Below are 18,693 nucleotides of genomic sequence, written 5' to 3' on the forward strand. Positions count from 1 at the left end.
TGAGAAATTCGTGAAACACTGGAAAACAGATAAGGCCGCTGCAGAGTGTGATTGATCGGGAAGTTTGTTCAGACTAGGCTGAATATTCCAAGGAAGGTCATGATGAAACAGTTTGTTCTATTTTTGGCGGTGGTTTTTTCTTTAAACGCGCAGGCGGCAATTAAAATCGCGATCACGGTGGATGATATTCCGGCGCATGGAAATCTTCCAAAGGGCATGACTCGCTATGAAATCGCTAAACAGTACGTCGATATTCTGAAAAAGCACAAAGTCCCGGGGGTCTACGCCTTCGTGAACAAAGGCCGCGGTGATGACTCCGAGGATTCACTTAAAGCCATCAAGGTGTGGCAGGACGCCGGTTATACTTTGGGGAATCACACCTGGGATCATCCGAGCCTGAATAAGAATCCGGCAGACGTTTTCATCAAGGCGATTGATTTGAATGACGAGTACTTAAAAGGCGTCAGCGGCAAAGCAGATTGGAAGTACTTCCGTTATCCGAACTTGCACGAAGGCGATACCCTAGAAAAGCGCAATGCAGTTCGCGCTCATCTTAAAGAGAAGGGTTACAAGATCGCGCAAGTGACTATCGACTTCAATGACTGGGCTTGGAACAACCCCTACGCACGCTGCCTGGAAAAGAACGATAAGAAATCCATCGAGTGGCTGAAAGAGTCTTACTTACAAAATGCCACGGACAATATGTTGCACTCCGAAGAAGTGTCGAAGAAGGTTTTCAAAAAACAAATTCCCCACATTCTCTTGATGCACGTCGGAGCTTTGGACATTCAAGTGCTAGATCAAATGCTCACGAACTACGAAAAGAAAGGCGTTGAATTCATTCCGCTTGCTGAAGCGGTGAAGGATCCGATTTACGAAATCGATCCCGGCGTGACACTCAAGTGGGGCGGCGAGCTTCAGTATCAAGTTCTGCGCGGCAGCGGTAAAACGATCAAAGACCTCGGCATGCAACCTTTTGACGAGTTTCCTGAAGACAAGCTGAATAAGATTTGTATGTAGTCGCCGCTTAAGCAGCTTTCTTCGAAGTCTCTGGTTTGCTCGTGAATCTGTATCCTGCGCGCGGCACGGATTGGATGCAACCTGAATAGGTTTTGAGCTTCTGGCGAATCGTGTAGATATGAGTATCCACAGTTCTGTCGGTGACATTTGCAGCCTGGCCCCACACGGCATCTAAAAGCTGCTCGCGGCTCAAGACTTGGTCTTCGTGTCGAAGCAGGTACGAAAAGAGTTTGAACTCCATCGTTTTTAATTCGAGATCCGTTTCCCCCGTGTCTGTGACGAGGAAGATTTTCTGTTGCAGGGCTTGAAGGCGGAACGGGCCCACACGGAGGACGTCGTTGTGTTCAAGCGAATGACTCACATTGCGCAGGCGAGCTTCAACGCGGGCTTGGAATTCCAAAGGATCAATGGGTTTTACGATATAATCGTCAGCGCCCAAAGTCAGGCCCATCACCTTGTCTGTTGTTTGACCGCGGCCGGACAGAAAAATCACGGAAGTGTTGCGATGGCGTTCTTCGAGTTTGATTTGTGCGCAGATTTTAAAGCCGTCGCCGTCAGGCAGCTCGACATCCAAAATGAGCAAGGAATAGGTTTGCTTTGCAAGTTCTTGCAAAGCCTCGGCAACCGTCGAAACGATCTTCAGATCGAATTTTCTTTTCAACGCCGCCGCGACGATCACTTGAACGTCCGCGGAGTCTTCAACTAAAAGAATACGATGGGTGTTCATGCTCTTCCCTCAACTTTTTTTTCGACGGATTTTTTCGAAAACTCGAGGCTGGGTTTGTGGAATCACCCAAAGGCCAGGTCTGGGAGGCAAAAAAGCAGGACCCGCGTAAGGACTAGAAAGGCCTTTCTTGAGCCCATTCCAACTTAAATCACGACAGCTTTAAACCGAAAAGAAGCAGAGTCAAATAGCGGAGTTAGAAGTTGGAAAAGAACATTCGCAAGATCGCAACACAGAGCCACTGGGTGAGCTCTTTTATTCTGTTACTAATTACGAGTCTCGTGGTTGGTTCCAGTCTGTATTCGCAACTTTCAATCCGTCATATCGAAGAACGCACCGGAGAGCGGGCCCGCGCGCGCCAAGCAGTGGTGGAGCTTGAAACTCTGCATTCCAAAATTAAGGATGCTGAAACCGGCGAACGTGGTTATATCATTACCGGCCGAGAAACATATCTGACACCCTATGAATCGGCTCAGTTTAGCATACCGAACCAAATTCAACGCCTCAAAGAAAGTTTAAAATCACAGCCAGATCAAGTCGGTCGTTTGATGGCGCTGGAACCGCTTATTGAAATGAAGCTCAATGAGCTGAATGATGCGGTTGAAGCCCGTCGGACGAAAGGTTTTGAAGCAGCCAAGAAGATCGTTCAGACGGACCGTGGCGCGACCCTGATGGAAAGAATTCGTGAGATCATCAGCGAAATGGAACGCACGCAGATGGATATCGTCGCCGGGCTGAATATTGAAACGAGCAAGGTTCTGCGTATTCATATGGAGATCGTCCTTGCCAGCAGTTTTGCTTCGATCTGCTTTTTTGTGATTGCAATCTTCTTGGTTCAGATGGCCCACCGCCGCCGCATGCGGGTGGAAGGCGAGCTGAAAGAAAGCAATGTTCAGCTTGAAGCGCAGAGTGAAAACTTAAAAGCCATCAATCGCATGCAAAACCGTCTCGGGATGGCTGGACTTGAAACCAAAGAGATCATGGAGCTCATCGTTCGCGAGGCCGCGCAGCTGACCTCGGCCGATGGTGCGATCATCGAAATGCTTGAAGGCGACGAATTGGTTTATCGCTTTGCCAGTGGTCTCGGAAAACCTCATCACGGTTTAAGAATTAAAATGCAAGGCAGCTTCTCGGGCTTGGCCTTTGCGCAGGACCGCCTTTTAATATGCTACGACACTGAAAGCGACGCACGTGTAAACCGCGAGGCCTGCCGCAAGACGAATGTGCGCTCGATGATGGTGGCGCCGATTTCTCATAATAATCAAAGTATCGGGGTTCTGAAAGTGGCGGCCTCAGAAGCCCATCGTTTCGGCGAAGCTCAGAAGCGTTCTTTGGAACTGATGATGAGTTTGCTTTCGGCGACTCTGGGCCGTGCGCACGAGTTTGCCGAAAAGAACAAGGCCAAAGAAGAAGCCGAAGCGGCTTCGAAGGTCAAAGCTCAGTTCTTGGCAAATATGAGTCACGAAATTCGCACCCCGCTCAACGGCATTCTCGGCATGACTCACTTGCTGATGAAAACCCCGCTGTCGGAGGAGCAATCTGATTTGACGCGCACACTGCAACAGTCGGGTGATTCGCTCTTATCCCTCGTAAATGACATTCTCGATTTTTCGAAGATCGAAGCCGGCAAGTTGGAAATGGAAGAACTCGATTTTGATATCGTCAGCACTTTGCAGGACGTGACAAAGTCCTTCCGCTACGGCGCGCAGATGAAGGGGATTGAGCTCCATCTAGATATTGATAAAAAGCTTCCGCTTTATGTGAAAGGGGATCCGTACCGCCTGCGCCAGATTTTGAATAACTTGATCGGAAATGCGATCAAGTTTACGAACAAAGGGGCCGTGAGTATTAAGGCCGTTTGCGAGCACGAAAATGCCGATGTGGCAGAATTGAAATTCTCCATTAAGGACTCGGGGATCGGTATTCCGGCAAAGCTCTTGCCGCAGCTTTTTACTGAATTCCATCAGGCAGATTCTTCGACGAAACGAAAGTTCGGTGGCACCGGTTTGGGTCTTTCGATTTCTAAAAGACTGGCAGAGCGCATGGGCGGTACCATCGGTGTTGAAAGCCGTGAAGGCGAAGGTTCGAACTTCTGGTTTACGGTCCGCTTTAAAGCCGGTGTAAAACCTCAGGATCTGCACTCAGCAGCCGACAGCGTGAGACCCCTGAAGGTCGATACGAATATCCGTATTCTGATTGCCGAAGACAATCCGGTGAATCAAATGATCAGTTTGAAACTCGTCAAACACATGGGTTTCCATGCCGATGCCGTTGCGAGCGGTAAGGAAGCTCTGGATGCTTTGAATGAGCGTCCTTATGACCTGATTTTAATGGACTGTCAGATGCCGATCATGGACGGCTATGAAGCGACCCTGGCGATTCGTGCAAGTAAAACTCTGCCGAATCCGCAGATCACCATCATTGCCATGACCGCGAACGCGATGGATGGTGATCGCGAACAGTGTTTGAAAGTGGGAATGAATGATTACATCTCAAAACCAATTACACCCAATGCACTGCAAGCGGTTTTGATGAAGTGGACCCAGAAGCAGAAGGCGGCTTAATGAAAACACCGGTTATCGATAAATCCGTTTGGGAGGGTCTTCGTGAATTCGAAAAAGCAGAAGGCTCTGAGGGCTTCTTTACAGAATTGTTGAGCACGGTCCTCACAGCGTCAACGACCCATATGCAAGGGCTTCTTGCGGCCTCAGCCGCCGGAGATGTCGCTAAAACCCGTCATTATTCTCATTCATTGAAGTCCACCTGTGCTTCACTGGGGGCTGCGGGCCTTTCTGCTCAATTTGCCGAGATCGAAGCCGGCTGCCGGGCCACGCCGCCGGTGATGGATGCGGGCAAAGTCACGGCCGCCCAACAGGTGTTTCAGGTCTTTTATAAAGAAGTCCAAGAAGAGTACGATCGCCTGACAAAGAGTGCCGCCTGAATGAAAATCTTTGCAGACCTCGCCACGGATGTTGAAGCCCAATGGAGCAAAGCCGCTCACAGCTTGGCAGCTTTTCCCGAAATAGCCACCACAGCGCTGAAGGATTTCAAATACCGTCTCTCGAAAGATGAGTTTGATAAGGCTCTGTCTGAGTGGTTATTGCAGACCAAGCCTCTGCCTGAGCAGATCAATGTGCATAATACTTTCGGCCAACCTCCGGTGACGGTTTTCAATAATGGCCGCTTCGTTGTTGATATTTATATTTGGCTCAACTTCGACACCTCCATTCATAGCCATGGATTCCGCGGAGCCTTCAAAGTTCTGCACGGAAAATCGCTGCAAGAGGATTTTAAACCAAAGACTTTAAAAACATACGCACCGGATACAGAGCAGACGGAACTGGGCACACCAGAAATGAGTTTACTGTTCCCGGGGGATGTGCGCACCATTGCGCCGGGAAAAGATCTCACGCATCGAGTGATTCACTTGGAAAATCCCACGGTCACACTCTGTGTAAAGACGATTAATGAGCCGTCTTTGCGTCAATGGAATTACTTTCCAAACGGCCTGGCGATTCAGAAGCGATCGATTTCCGGCGGACTCGTTAAGTCGCTTTATTACTTTCAGTATTTGATGGGACAAAATCCTACGACAGGGATGAAGTTCCTGAGTCAGCTCCTGGATCAAACGGATCTTTCGCTGCAGATGAATCTTTGCGAGGAGATTTCCGGCGGCGCCTACAGCTTGAATGAGGGGATGGCCGAGTTTATTTTAGATCAGGTGTATCAACGCCATTCAGAGACGGAATGGTTTAAAAACTATGAACAGCTGATGGAGCTTGCCGAGGCGGAACTTCATTTTGAGCACACCGACGTGGCGTCGGAGCGATTGCTGGCTCATTTTGTGAATTGTAAGTACTCGGCAGAGACGGCATTGCCGTTGCTGGCGGCTCTGGCCTCGGCGCCTTTTAGCGAAGACGATATGGAAGATCTGCTGGGGCGCTTGGTGGAAGATCCGCGTCTTTTTGGCAGCGGTGAAGGCCCGAATGAAGCTCAGGCCCTTAAGATTCGGGAATTTAAATAATCATTTCTTCTTTTTCTTGGTCATTTCGTATTTCCAATTGCGCGATTTGCCTTCGCTGATCCAATCGATGGAAGTCTCGATGCGCGCTTCGCGAGTTGGGTCTGTTTTCGCGCTCAAGATCCAATAGATATAGTCTTTGCGTTTAGAAGGCGTAAAAGCATTGAAATTTTTAAGCGCCGTTGGATTTGCCCGTAAGGAATCCATTAAATCATTTGGCGGCTTTACGACGGTGGTGCGTTTCTCGCGCGGCGGGAGCTTCGTCGTCGGCTCATTGAAATGCATCGCAAGCTTTAAGTATTCGGCAAATTCTTTATCGGGCAAAAGATCTTCGACCATCGTCATCTTGCGCATGTGTTTCATGTGCGCTTTGGCCTTAGCCCCTTTTTTCTTTACGATCAGCGGAGTTTTCCAGAACACCACGGCGCAGTGCTTTTTAAAAGCCATCGTCGCGCAAAGAATGCGTCCTTGATAAAGATAAAACGGAGAGTTCCATTTCATCTCTTCAACGACTTGAGGACAGGTTTTATGAATCACCTTGCGCAGGTGCTTTAAGATCGGCTTTGCGAAGTCCGGTGATTTTTTAATGTATGCATCGATTTGGGGATTCTTTTTTGCCATGGATTTATTGTCGCCGGACTATGCTTGGATCGCAAGAATATGCGTGTCCAATGCTGCGGCATCCATTTTCTTCCAATTCGTGGCACTGCCAATTTGGACAGGCGAACTTTTATTGTTTGTGTCACCATAGCCAAGTTCTCCGGAGGAGTTAATGCCCCAGCCCCACAGAGTGCCGGTGGTTTTTATTGCAAAGGTGTTGCCTTCGCTGCCAGCGACCTCTTTCCAATCCGTCGCTGTTCCCACCTGAACAGGCGAGCTGCGGTTGATCACGTTGCCAGTGCCGAGCTGGCCGCTGCCGTTGGCACCCCAAGCCCACAGTGTCCCATTCGACATGATGCCCAGAGTGTGACTGACGCCAGCGGAAACTTTCAGCCACGTTCCTGCGCCGACTTGCACGGGCGAGCTGCGATGTGCGATATCGCCCAGTCCTAACGAACCACGGCCATTTTCTCCCCACGCCCACAGCGTGCCATCGGTCTTGATTCCGAAAGCACGAGCTCCGCAGCTGGAAATCTGGGCCCAGTCGGTGAGGGCTCCGACTTGAACCGGAGAACTGCGCGCTGCCGTTGTGCCAGAACCAAGTTGACCTGTGTCGTTCAAACCCCAGGACCAGAGAGTGCCGTTGGTTTTTATCGCGAAGCAATTATGATAAGCGCTGCGAATTGTGGCCCAGTCCGTGTCTGTTCCAAGTTGAGTGGGAGTGCTTTTCGCCGTTGAGTTGCCAAACCCCAGGGCTCCATCGGTACCACCGCCCCACGACCACAGCGAGCCATCGGTTTTTAGGGCGAGGCAATTGTAAGCCCCGAGCGAGATCGCGCTCCAGTCGGTGGCAGTTCCCACTTGCACTGGAGAACTTCGATAGGTCGCAGCGCCGGAGGTGCCGGCGCCCAATTGACCGACGTCGTTGGCGCCCCAGCTCCACAGAGTGCCGGGCTCTTTAATGGCCAGAGTAGTTGTTGTTCCGGTCGAAATATCGCGCCAGTTGCCGTCAGTGCCGATTTGTTTTGGCGCAGCCACATCGGTGGTCGTCCCATCCCCCAGCACGCCGGTCGCATTAGCGGCCCAGCCCCAAAGCGTCACAGGTGGAGTGTATTTTTTGAAGAATGCAAAGGGGATGAGTTGTGCGAAAATTTTCTCCGGGAAGAGAAACAATAAAAACGTCTGTAAAAATCTAGCCAAAAATTCGCGCCGATTCGCCATTAGTAGTCCTTACTTATTTTTAATAAATAAAGACTAGGGCGTCGTTCCGACTTCGTCCAAAACAGATCTCAAGTGGAAAATCAAAATGACACTGGACTTGTTTCGACGACTTGTAAGTGCTTGCAACGTCTGCGGAAAAAAAACTGAATTACCGATCATTTCCGATCGTTCTTATCGCCGGTCCGGTTTTGCGTAGCGATTTCGATCAAGGCTTTCAGGTGTTAGAGACCAACGCCCAGGCTTCGAAATATATCAGGCGAAAGGGTTTTCTTGGTGCTAATTTATTAAAAGAACTTCACTGAAAACGGAGACGTCCATGAGACTTGGTGCGGGTGCGATTCTGACTCTTTCGGCAATGTGTTTAGCGTGTACGACTTCAAAAGTTGCAACGACAACAGACACCAACTCCGAGCGCCAAGTGGCAAGTGGAGCTGCGAGCGAACCTGGGTGTGAAGTGCCAAGCTCTCTTACAGGAGAAGCCAAGCAAAATCTTTTTTTAGATTATCAGCGCCGATCCATTAACGAAGTGGCCACCCAAAGTAAAAGCCCGGCGATTTCTTCTGTCACCGTCGACGGTGTGACCCAAGGGCAGGACGGAGCGAATGAAAAGTATGTTCGCGAAGCATTCTATCCACAACACCGTTTGGGATTTGCGACAGAAGCTGTTCAAGCTACAGTGAAGTTCCTTGTGCCGGCAGTAAATGATTCCGTGGGCTATAAAAGCCTGCGCACGACCTTCTCAAGAAAGTGCGAGCTCTTTGAAGAACCGGCGGCAAAAAAGGTTCATGCGTTGGGATCCCTCGCAACAGCGCGCATGGTGGTTTACCCAAAACTAAAAACTCTCGATGCGAATGATAAAGTGACGGGCGAAACGGCAAATCCGTTTACGGGTTTATTGCAACCTCAAGGAAATGAAAACGGCATTCCGCTCCTCCTCAGAGTGTCTGTGGCAAATCCAGTCGCTGAAACCATCGAAGTCGGAAACAAATCTTTATTGCTCGAGTTCATTCCGGGATTGGGTTTAAAGTTCCTGATCGATGGTCAGCGCAGCGTCGACCTCGTTGCCATGGAATCTCTTGCAGGGCAAGGATCGGATCAGAATTATTTCAAATACGAATTCTCTCCGGACTTTTCAAAGCACGCGCCGTCAGGTTTCAATACCGCTGAGGGGGCAGAGAAAAAACAAATGATGGATAGATACGACAGAAATGCCGTGAACCACTATGTGATGAACCTTGTTGGAAAGAGATTCTTCCAGGTGATTCCGGATGTGACGGGGATTCCGCTGGATAAAATCGATCCACACTCAAACGCGGGCCCGCATCCGTTTGTGATTTCGATTCAGAGTCTCGCGCAAACAGACAGCAAGGGCCACGCCGTGGAGCCAGCAGCACAGAAGCGTCCATGGCGTTTGGTGTTTAAGCCGGCATTAGACAACTTGCCAGCGGCTCGTAAAGCCGCGGTCACAAGTTCTGCTCCTTATAAGCCAGGCAAAGTGGAAACGGATTTCCGTTACAAGCTGACATCGTTAAAGCCAAACGATCGCATGTACTATGTGATTGCAGAGACCGAAGCGAAGAAGAGATTTATCCTCGGCGAAATCGTATTGACGTCAGCACTGACGCCAAGTCCGTTTGCGGATAAGCTTTATTTTGTTCAGCATCAGCTGGATTTGCGTAAAACGACGTTTGCCAATTCTATTGTGAATCCTTAATTCAGATTTGCAGCCAGCAGGCAAATTTTCTCTGTCAACTCGTAGGACTTCACAAAAGATTGAAGTGGCAGAAACTCATACTTCGAATGAAAATTCAGAGCGCCGGTGAAGTAGTTAGGCGTTAAGATGCCCTTTGCAGAAAGGGCGGCGCCGTCGGTGCCACCGCGCATGGGAATGACTTTCGGTTCGACACCGATTTCTTTAAGGCCGGCAAAAATCAAATCAATGGCTCGGCGATCTTCGCCGATGGCGCTGCTGATATTGCTATAGGTATCGGTGATTTTCGTTGAAACTTGCGCTGTCGGATATTTGGCGGCGATGGTCTTTGTAACTTCTTCGATTTTCTTTTTTCGTGCAGCAAAGCTTTTGAGATCAAAATCACGAATAGAAGCGGTCAGCTTGGCTTCTTGTTGAGTGGCGTTCATGCCATTGAACCAGATATAGCCTTCGCGGCCGGCGGTGTTTTCGGGGGTTTCCGAGCGGTCAAAGTGACTGATAAAATCTTGCGCCATCAGGATCGGATTTACTAAGACACCTTTGGCGGACATAGGATGTGCGGTGACACCGGTGAAAGTCATATCGGCGGTGGCGGCATTGAAGTTTTCATAAACCACTTCACCGAGTTCGCAGCAATCAATGGTATAGGCAAAATCCACATCAAAGCGCGCAAGATCCAGAGCTTTAGCTCCGAGTAGTCCAATCTCTTCATCGGGGACAAAGGCAACGACGATATCGCCGTATTCCTGGTCGTTGCGCAGATTCGCAAGCAAGGTCATAACGACGGTGACGGCGGCTTTGTTGTCAGCGCCGAGGACGCTGGTGCCGTCACTGAAAATGATTTGCTGACCTTTATAGGGAAGGATCTCAGGATGTTCGGAAACGCGCAGCCAGATGTTTTCTTTTTGATTCAGGCAAACGTCGTCACCGGTGAAGGTAAGGATCTGCGGATGAATATGGGGACTAAGGCCCACGTCGACGGTATCGATGTGGGTGATGAACCCAATACGGGGGCCGCCTTTTTTAGTTCCGGGCTTAACGGCGGTGACGGTAGCGTGTTGGTCGATCTTGATGTCTTTGAGCCCGAGAGCTTTGAGTTCTTCCGCGAGAAGTTCCGCGAGCTTTTGCTGACCCGGGGTGCTTGGGAGGTTAGCGATGTTGTCATCGCTCTGTGAGCTCACGGCTAGATAGCGGAAGAAGCGTTCGGTGAGTTGTTTTTCTAGTGAAGTTGTAGATTTCATCCGTTACATCGTTACAAGAATGAACGGATTTATCAATGCCTAGTATTAAAATACATTTCCAATTTGTCAGCGACGTCAGGTCGATCCAGGAAGTCAAATTTCTGTGGCTCAGGCTTTCTTGCGGGCTCCTCGCGTAAAGGACTGTGTGGATATGTGGTGAAAACAACCAAGCAGGTAATGCCGGCCATAACGAGTGTAGCTATGTAGATGGGCTCTGAGAGGATGCTTTTCATTGCATCTTTCATATTAGTATTTTCTTGAGAAGAACGTCCAAATCTTTATAAATACGTATTAGTTTGATACGAATTTCTAATTCCATAGTTCATTAGGTTTTAGTCTCTTATTATATGTATGCAGCAACCTAACAACTTATTGATGGGAGATGGTAAATTTATGAGTAGATTTTTAGTAAGGTCCATTCTTGCTTCCGCTATGGTATTTGGAGTGACTGTGGAGGCAAACGCTCGCGGTGGTGGCGGGCATCACAGCAGCGCGTCCTCATATTCCCATTCGTATTCAAACCCGAGGTCAGTTCATGTGAACGGATATACAAAGAAAGACGGAACCTACGTAGCTCCGCACGAACGATCAGCGCCTAACAATACAAAACTTGATAACTGGTCACACAAAGGAAATGTGAATCCTTACACCGGCGAAGTTGGTACTAAAGAAGACTAGTTCAAAAAATAAGGCCGTGAAAAAATCACGGCCATTTCTCTTTGTAAGTATGAAATCATTGTTCTAAAGTCCTCATCGAAAAAACTAAGACTCCGATGCCATAATTTTGCCAAAAGAAAAAATGTATTTATACCTTCGTTTCAGAAAGACACGATGTAAAATCATCGCATCATTAATCATCGAACATCTTTCTAAGATGATGGATGCTCGATCGTGTCCTTAGAATTTTTGAAATCAGGAAAACATTGAGTAAATCAAGTTAAACAATATAACTTTAGTCTGGGCAGCACCCTCCGATAAGTTAAACAAATTAAGTTTGATCTTATCTATAAAGAGGATGCAACCGTGGCACGTACGATCTTGCACAAAGTAATCTCCTTATCTTCAACTAAAACCAGTCTCGCATTCATGGCAGCAGCGACCATTGGCGGTGGCGCATTTATGGTTTATCAGGCCAAATATGCAACGCCTGTGGACTCCAAAGTTTTGGCGTCAAACTCACCTGAGAATGCGTTAAGACATCAGCCGATCCTCAAGCCGGAAGATGCTAAATTTATTCAAGGCTTAATGCCGACGCTTCAGTCGCAAGCGGCGCATGATCCAAATGCGATGTTGCTGGCGAAGGTGATGGAGTTCGGCGAAAAATATCGTACAGCTCAGAATGCGACAGATGCGAATGCGAAAACTCTCGCGGTCGCGACGGTTCGGTCTACATCAGCAAGTCTTAAGGCGGCCATAGATGCGATTTCTCGCCAACCTAAATTAGCTAAAGCTGTCAAACCTGAATTGCTCGATCTTGCTAAGCAAGCAGTAACGCTGGCTTCAAATATTTCAAGTTCAGAAAAGATGGCCGTATTACCGGCTATACTTGATTTTAAAGTTGTGCCAGGACTTGAGGGATCGAAAAAAGATGAGTGGCATGGAAGTTCGTATAGTTACGGAGGAGGAAAGTTTCGCGGAAAAGCGCTGTTTAACCCTCCACCAGTTGTTCCTGCAGCTGCTCAGGCTGCGGCTATAGCGACAGTAACTTGTACACCTGTAAACCTTGTTGATCCATCGCCAACAGGTGAAGCGTTGACGGGAAGCGACCTCTATACTGAGCGAAGTACCGAGGTCATGGCAGCAGCACAACAACTCAGCTCGCCAGAGGCCGTGTTTGCGTTTGTCCGTGATCAAATTCAATTTATCCCGCATTTTGGTGCGACACAAACTGCGACCCAGGTTATTCAATCTGGAACCGGTTCGTCTGCTGATAAAGCGACGCTTCTGATTGCTTTGTTACGCGCTAAAAATATTCCGGCCCACTATGTGATGGGTGAAGTCTTCCTTAATAGCCATGATACCAACAGTGTGTTTCATGTTGTTGGTGATAAGCCAATTTACTGGGCGTTTCATGAGCTTCTGGCTGAGTATTTCCAAGACTCCAATGGCAACTTTGATTTAAATCGCATCGCTCACAGCGAAAATGGACAAAACATTTATCACTTGCCGCAAGTGTGGGTGCGCGCCTACATCGACGGCAAATGGTTGCAATTGGATCCAATGTCTTTGCCACATGATTTAAGCCTTGGCAAAATCACTCAGATTCCGATTGGTGATTCGACTAACGAATGGCTTTTCTTACCGGATGCCAACGGACTCTATGTTAAAAACTATAGTTTAACTGATGAGCTTATGCGCCGTGGAAATAGTGCTGTCCGTGGTGTGCTTGGCGCAAATGCGAGCCTTTCAGATATCGGTATTATCGATAACGGTGCGATGATTGTGCCGGCTTCTAGTAAGCTGCTACAAAACCTACCCGGAGTCCGCCAGCCTTGCATTTATGAGCAAGCAAACAGTATTCCAAATAGCTATCAGTACTTTTCAGAACTTCGTTTGGGTCATGAGGGCGATACCACTTACTCTTTATTAAGAGTAAAAATGCCTTCACCAAAAATTCGTGATCTGCCATTGGCTATTTCACATACGACAGGTGTCATTGGCCAAAGTAGCAGTCAGGCTGATGGCAATCTGCAAATTCGCCTCGGCGATCAGATCCTTGCGTCAACACCGATGGCTTTCAAAGATGCCTATGATTACATTCACTATTTCCGTGACCCAGAGAAATACTATAAGTCTGTAGATTTCCGCAAATGGCAAGGACGTGCAGGTCAAGTGCAAGTCATAAATCGCTTTATGTCGCCTGTGAACCAAGCCGAAATCAACCGCGAAGTTCAGCGCATTCAAGCTTTAAGAGCAAATCCAGCAACAAGACGCCAAGAAATCATGACGGGTCTTTTGCGTTTGGCTGCTCAGATGAATATGCTACGTAACGGTGAATCTGAACGGGACATGCACCGCCTTCGAGCAACAGGCGGCACAGGTATGTATGCGTTTACGGCATCTAGTGCTGTTTCCCGTGTCATTGCTGCTGGCGATCGTGCTCTTGGCGTGATTCCATCAGGAGTGTATATCGACGAGTCAGGGCAATTCCGCGATTATCCTGCCGCCGGTGACTATGCTAGCCTTGCTAATTACCAAAACTTTATGCAGGCACGTAATGATCTTGCATTAACAGCTTCTGGAGTTGAGGCCGAGGTTTGGGAAGAACTTTACGGCGTGCCTTCAATGTCTGCAATCCGCGTTTTACAAAAAGCCTCTGAGATCAACGCGCAGACACCGGGTTCATATAAATTTATTAAAAATGTGCCACTGACGACGGCCAATCGTCCAAGCATCATCGCACAACTTGGCCCAGGCATGCTTGAGCAGGTAGATTTCTTAGATAGCTACATCAACACGAATAAGAGGATGTACAGTTTAACGGATTCACTCACTTTGCCTTCGGGTTGGGTGGGTGTTGCCATTGTGCTTGCAACGGATACACCAAGTGACTATCACCATGTCTTTATCACTCAGTACACCCAAGCAGCTGCAGGCTCAGACTTGCCAGCGCCTTTGCCATCAGATCAACAAAACCTTGATCTATTGGCGCCAGATCAAACTTTGGCTGCGGCAAATACAGCAGTGGTGTCAGCCGGCACCTCTAGTGAAGGATCAACCTCTGGTGGTTCGTCAATTGTTACAGCCGGAGGCGGATCAAATGCTGCATCTCCAACTTTAGCATCAGATGCACCGGCAGGTGATGGGCAGGGTTCTCCATCTGACAATACTGGGGCCACTTGTCCGAGTCCCGTTGACGTGGGCACAGGGGCTATGTGGCATCAATTGACTGACTTTAAACTGATGGGTCGTACACCTGAAACGAATATCGTTTATCAACGCACCTACCTTGCGCGCCCATTTGTGGCAAGCAAAGTGCTTGGTCCAAACTGGCATGACAACTGGCGAACACACATGTACCTCGCAAACCCGGCGAAGTATCCAGCTGGAAGCGTCTTCTGGCTTGATGAAAACGGGGGTTCGTGGATTTATCAAAAAAGTTCTAACGGAAGCTTTACTCTTCCTCCGGGACAGTTTGCGACTTTGAGTGAATTTAGTGACCGCTACGAACTTCGCAAAAAAGGCGGCGTCGTACTTACGTTCTCTCGCTCGAATGCGGCTCCTTTTGGTAGTCTCACGCAAATTACCGATCCTCATGGCGAAAAAATTGTTCTCAGCTATGGCTCCAATCAATTGCTCTCGCGCATCTATAACTCATTTACTGGTGGAGTGAGCTTTACTTACGATGCGCAAAACCGTGTAATTCAGATTCTCCGTGAACGTGAGAACTTCGTCTATACTTACACTTACGGGGCTGATGGTAAGCTTTCGAAATCAACTGACTTTACCGGAAGAAGTTACACCTATGAGTACAATCAAGGCCAAGTAGGTACTTTGGCCAACGGTCTTATGTCAGTATTGACGGACCCCCTCGGAAGAAAAATTAATTTCTCATACTATGATAATGGTAAAGTCTTTGAGCAGGTCGAGCCGGGGAATGCCCATCGCAGTTATTTCTACTCGCCATTCCTAGGTGATATTAATACCCGCGTTCTTGATACCGATGGTGAGTCGACGGACTACCGTTTTGACAGTAATTTCCGTCTCACTGAGATTATGGCGGCTGACGGTGGACGAATTGCGCAAGTTTGGGATAACTCCAATCAGCTTGCACAAAAAATCGATGAGCTCGGCTATGTGACACAGATGCAGTACGATGCACGTGGAAACATGATCAGTCTCCAACGTCCGAATGATCTCCAGCCAACGACGATGACGTACGATGCGACTTTTGATAAGCTGCAGTCTATTGCGCCGCTTGCGGGCTCTCCGCTCAATTACACGATTGATTCGGCTAAGGGCGATGTGCTTAAGATTCAACGTTCGGATGGCAGCAAGCTTTTAAGCCTCTCGATGGCCTACGATAAATTTGGCCATGCTATTCAATTTACGAATGATCGCGGCAGCTTTGCTAACCAGACTGATGCCGATGGTTTGCTGACAAGAGTTTTCGACTCCCGTAATCCTGAAACACGCACTTACGATTCACGCCACCGCTTGGTTCGTCGTAAGTTCAGCTCAGGCCGCGTACTGTCTATTCAGTACGATAATTTGGATCGCGTGACCCGCGTTGACGACTCCGCAGGTCCAAGCGTCATCAATGTTTACGATGCTGGTGATCGCCTCGTATCAAGAACAGTGACTGATGGTGTGACTTCACAAATCACAAAATATACCTGGGACGATCGCGATCGTATTAGCTCTGTGACAGATTCCCTGGGACGCATTACTAAGTATGGTTATGGCTTTGCCAACCTTGGCTGTCGTCAGAATGATAGACCAACATCAATCACAGATCCTATGGGACGTGTGACAACCCTTGAATACGATTCTCGCAATAGACTTGTAAGAAAGGTGTCTGCGATTGGTGCCGTCACACGATATGAATACAATATGCGTGGCGATCTGATTGCATTGACAGACGCTGTCGGCAACCGCACGACTTACACACGCGACGGCAACGGCCGTGTCGTTCAGAGCTTAGAGCCTGTGACGATCACCAACAGTGATGGTTCGTCAACGTCGACATTAAAAGAAATCAAGTATCAGTACGATGCCGCGGGCAGAGTCGTGCGTGAATCCTCGGGCTTGCAGGGTTCAGCGGCGGTATTAAGCGTGCGTGAATTCAAATATGACGTTATGGGACGCTTGATTTCCCGTGTAATGAAGAAGGAAAAGAATGGCACCGTACTTGAAGTGCAAGATAGTTCAAACTTTGCTTATCAAAGTCAGCTTTTACCAGAGCAGTTAAAATCCGCTTATAACGGGGTTGCGCTGAATGAGTTTAACAATGAGGCTCTGCCTCCTTATAGCCTCGTAGCGTTCTCGCAAAAAGCTGCTCAAGCGGGTAATCCTCTTAGTTTGATCGAGGGTGAATATGCTATCTCGGCGGCACAGAGTGCTGATATCGCATCCATTGCTCAAAAAGGTAAAAATCCGTTTGTTGTCGCTGATTACGACAGCGCGGGACGTATGCAGCATATGCGCGGAGTTCTCAGTGGCAATGATTTAGAGTTTGCATTGAGCTATGATTCTTACGGCCGCAAGTCAGCTGTTTATGCTGATGACCGCCTGGTTACTAAATTTAGCTATGACATTGCCAATCAGTTAACAAGCCTTGCTTACCGCGACAACGCGGCAGAGTTAAATGAATCATTGGCCTATAATCTCAACGGAAATATCACTGAACGCCGTCATAACTCAGGCAGTTTGACTTATGCGTATGATGAAGCAGACCGTTTGATTTCAGCAAACGGACTCCGCGGCGGGATTAGTCAGGCTTTGCAATACGATCTTAACGGCAACCACACCTTTGACTCTTTCACAGGCCAAGGACAGTTCGCTACGAACCAAATATTGGCGGATCAACTGCACTCATTTGCTTCGGATGCGGAGGGTAGTGGTAATTTGGTTGCGGAGACTGACGTGAATAGAACTTATCAGGACAGATTCACTTACCGGGTCGATGGCAAGTTGTCGGGTTTCGAACGAGTTCTTGGCGCGACTCCGAACGATGATGACTTTGACGACAATCATCGTCACTCGGATTTCTGTAATCATGATCACGACAACGTCAACCGTATCCGCGGTCAGTCTGCGCAGTACTTCTTTGATGCTTTGGGAAGACGGGTGGCTAAGAAGATTCAGATCAAAGCTAAGGGTAAAGTAGCCTCTAGTTTCATCCAGAGCTATTTGTATCTGGGTAATCGTGAGCAGATCTTAATGGCGAAGGCTGGAGATGGTGATTTATCGCTGTACCTAGATCGTCAAGGTGCCGATGCTGGCATGGATGAGCACCTTGGAGAGGTAAGCTCTAATAGTAGTAAAGCATATCAAGCCGATCATCAAGGTTCCGTATTGAATTCAACCGCAGCTGCTGGTGCTCGAGCTTATACGCCATTTGGAGCAAGTTTCTCAGTTGTTAATTCGATAAACCGTCACTCAGAACCAGTGGTGTACGGATATACCGGTCGCGAGTACGATATTGAATCTGGAAAGTACTATTATCGTGCTCGTCAGTATGATCCTTTGGCTGGGAGATTCTTAAGTAAAGATCCGATTGGCTTTGAAGGTGGCGATTCGAATTTATATGGGTATGTTTCAAACGATCCAATAAATTTCATTGATCCGCAAGGATTAAACAAAGATGATATTAATTCTGCAATTAAGATTGTTCAGACTGCTATGGGAAGTAAATTAAAAGGGGTAAAATTTGTGACTGGCGAGTTGGAGCCTGGTACTCTTGGCGAATATGATCCGGTGACAAAAACAATCACAATTTCTGAAGTTTTCGATATGAATAGTGGTTCGTTATCGAATTCAAGTGCGGAAGCGCTACTTCAAGTTGTATTTCATGAGGCGTTGCACACGGGACAAAGCTATTCGGACTCTACTCTTCAGCTTTATCAAGACGTATTAGCAACTATAAAAGCCGGTGAGTATGACACTGGTGCTATTCACAAAGGGCTAGACAATCAAGCTTTAGATTATGCGAAAAAATACATGGATTTTTACAATCAGCTCAGGAAATCTCCTGGTTGCCCATCACCCGGTTCAATGAAGTGAAAGGTTTTTTAGTGTGAAAAAATACATTGGTGGCATATTCTTAATATTAGTACTTCTCATTGGTACAAGAGCTATGACTCAGCGAGGCCCAATGGAGCCTCGCCAAGAAAAAAAAGCAACCGTTATTATTTTGGAGCAGTTGGAATCTGCTTTGGTTGCATACAAGAAAGATTGTGGGAAGTTTCCCACTCAGAGTGAAGGATTAAAAGCTCTGGTGGAGCCAAATGGATCTTGCCAAGGAAAGAGTATGCATTGGCCTTATTTTAAAAAGTTTCCGGTAGACGGTTCGGGGAAGGCATTCGAGTATCTAAATGATGGTAAAAAAATTCGTGTTGGAACGAACGAAGATCAAATAAAGGCTGGTCATAACTTGTATTTTGAGTGTGAAATCGAGTCGAGCCAATGTAAGAATTCCTTCTGAGCGGTTTTC

The 18,693-nt window shown here is 47.9% G+C and carries 12 protein-coding genes; 8 read left to right on the forward strand and 4 right to left on the reverse strand.

What is annotated here, in order from left to right:
• Window positions 1-99: 99 nt before the first annotated feature.
• Window positions 100-1,020 (forward strand): polysaccharide deacetylase family protein, encoded by a 921-nt coding sequence (locus JSU04_18510; GenBank protein ID MBS1972305.1) that lies wholly within the window; start codon window positions 100-102, stop codon window positions 1,018-1,020.
• A 7-nt stretch (window positions 1,021-1,027) separates the two neighbouring features.
• On the opposite strand, the gene JSU04_18515 is transcribed toward JSU04_18510, so the two are convergent.
• Complete coding sequence (locus JSU04_18515) at window positions 1,028-1,747, reverse strand: response regulator transcription factor (protein MBS1972306.1); 720 nt, start codon at window positions 1,745-1,747, stop codon at window positions 1,028-1,030.
• A 200-nt stretch (window positions 1,748-1,947) separates the two neighbouring features.
• Here JSU04_18515 and JSU04_18520 point away from each other — a divergent pair, with 200 nt between their 5' ends.
• From JSU04_18520 to JSU04_18530, 3 genes are read left to right on the forward strand one after another with little or no spacing between them, the layout of a single operon-like run.
• Window positions 1,948-4,308 (forward strand): CHASE3 domain-containing protein, encoded by a 2,361-nt coding sequence (locus tag JSU04_18520; GenBank protein MBS1972307.1) that lies wholly within the window; start codon window positions 1,948-1,950, stop codon window positions 4,306-4,308.
• A complete protein-coding gene (locus tag JSU04_18525; protein MBS1972308.1) occupies window positions 4,308-4,685 on the forward strand; it encodes an Hpt domain-containing protein in 378 nt (125 codons plus the stop codon). The genes JSU04_18520 and JSU04_18525 overlap by 1 nt, the downstream gene beginning before the upstream one ends.
• A complete protein-coding gene (locus tag JSU04_18530) occupies window positions 4,686-5,768 on the forward strand; it encodes a hypothetical protein (protein ID MBS1972309.1) in 1,083 nt (360 codons plus the stop codon). It begins immediately after the preceding gene.
• Here JSU04_18530 and JSU04_18535 read toward each other — a convergent pair whose 3' ends face one another.
• Together JSU04_18535 and JSU04_18540 are read right to left on the reverse strand one after the other, a co-directional pair.
• Window positions 5,769-6,386 carry a YdeI/OmpD-associated family protein gene (locus tag JSU04_18535; protein ID MBS1972310.1) on the reverse strand — a complete coding sequence of 206 codons (618 nt, stop codon included), beginning with the start codon at window positions 6,384-6,386 and terminating at the stop codon, window positions 5,769-5,771.
• 18 nt (window positions 6,387-6,404) lie between these two features.
• A complete protein-coding gene (locus JSU04_18540; protein ID MBS1972311.1) occupies window positions 6,405-7,586 on the reverse strand; it encodes a hypothetical protein in 1,182 nt (393 codons plus the stop codon).
• Between the two features lie 316 nt (window positions 7,587-7,902).
• On the opposite strand from JSU04_18540, the gene JSU04_18545 reads away from it, so the two are divergent.
• Complete coding sequence (locus tag JSU04_18545; GenBank protein ID MBS1972312.1) at window positions 7,903-9,300, forward strand: hypothetical protein; 1,398 nt, start codon at window positions 7,903-7,905, stop codon at window positions 9,298-9,300.
• Here the strand turns inward: JSU04_18545 and pepT are convergent.
• The gene (gene pepT, locus JSU04_18550; protein ID MBS1972313.1) at window positions 9,297-10,538 is read right to left on the reverse strand and encodes a peptidase T; all 1,242 of its coding nucleotides are present in this window, start codon (window positions 10,536-10,538) and stop codon (window positions 9,297-9,299) included. The genes JSU04_18545 and pepT overlap by 4 nt on opposite strands.
• A gap of 393 nt (window positions 10,539-10,931) precedes the next feature.
• On the opposite strand from pepT, the gene JSU04_18555 reads away from it, so the two are divergent.
• From JSU04_18555 to JSU04_18565, 3 genes are all read left to right on the forward strand, one after another.
• Window positions 10,932-11,216 carry a hypothetical protein gene (locus JSU04_18555; GenBank protein MBS1972314.1) on the forward strand — a complete coding sequence of 95 codons (285 nt, stop codon included), beginning with the start codon at window positions 10,932-10,934 and terminating at the stop codon, window positions 11,214-11,216.
• 345 nt (window positions 11,217-11,561) lie between these two features.
• A complete protein-coding gene (locus JSU04_18560; protein MBS1972315.1) occupies window positions 11,562-18,263 on the forward strand; it encodes a hypothetical protein in 6,702 nt (2,233 codons plus the stop codon).
• A gap of 13 nt (window positions 18,264-18,276) precedes the next feature.
• Window positions 18,277-18,684 carry a type II secretion system protein GspG gene (locus JSU04_18565; protein ID MBS1972316.1) on the forward strand — a complete coding sequence of 136 codons (408 nt, stop codon included), beginning with the start codon at window positions 18,277-18,279 and terminating at the stop codon, window positions 18,682-18,684.
• Window positions 18,685-18,693 lie beyond the last annotated feature (9 nt).

The sequence above is a fragment of the Bdellovibrionales bacterium genome, from assembly GCA_018266295.1.
In the GTDB taxonomy this organism is placed as follows: Bacteria; Bdellovibrionota; Bdellovibrionia; order Bdellovibrionales; family Bdellovibrionaceae; genus JACMRP01.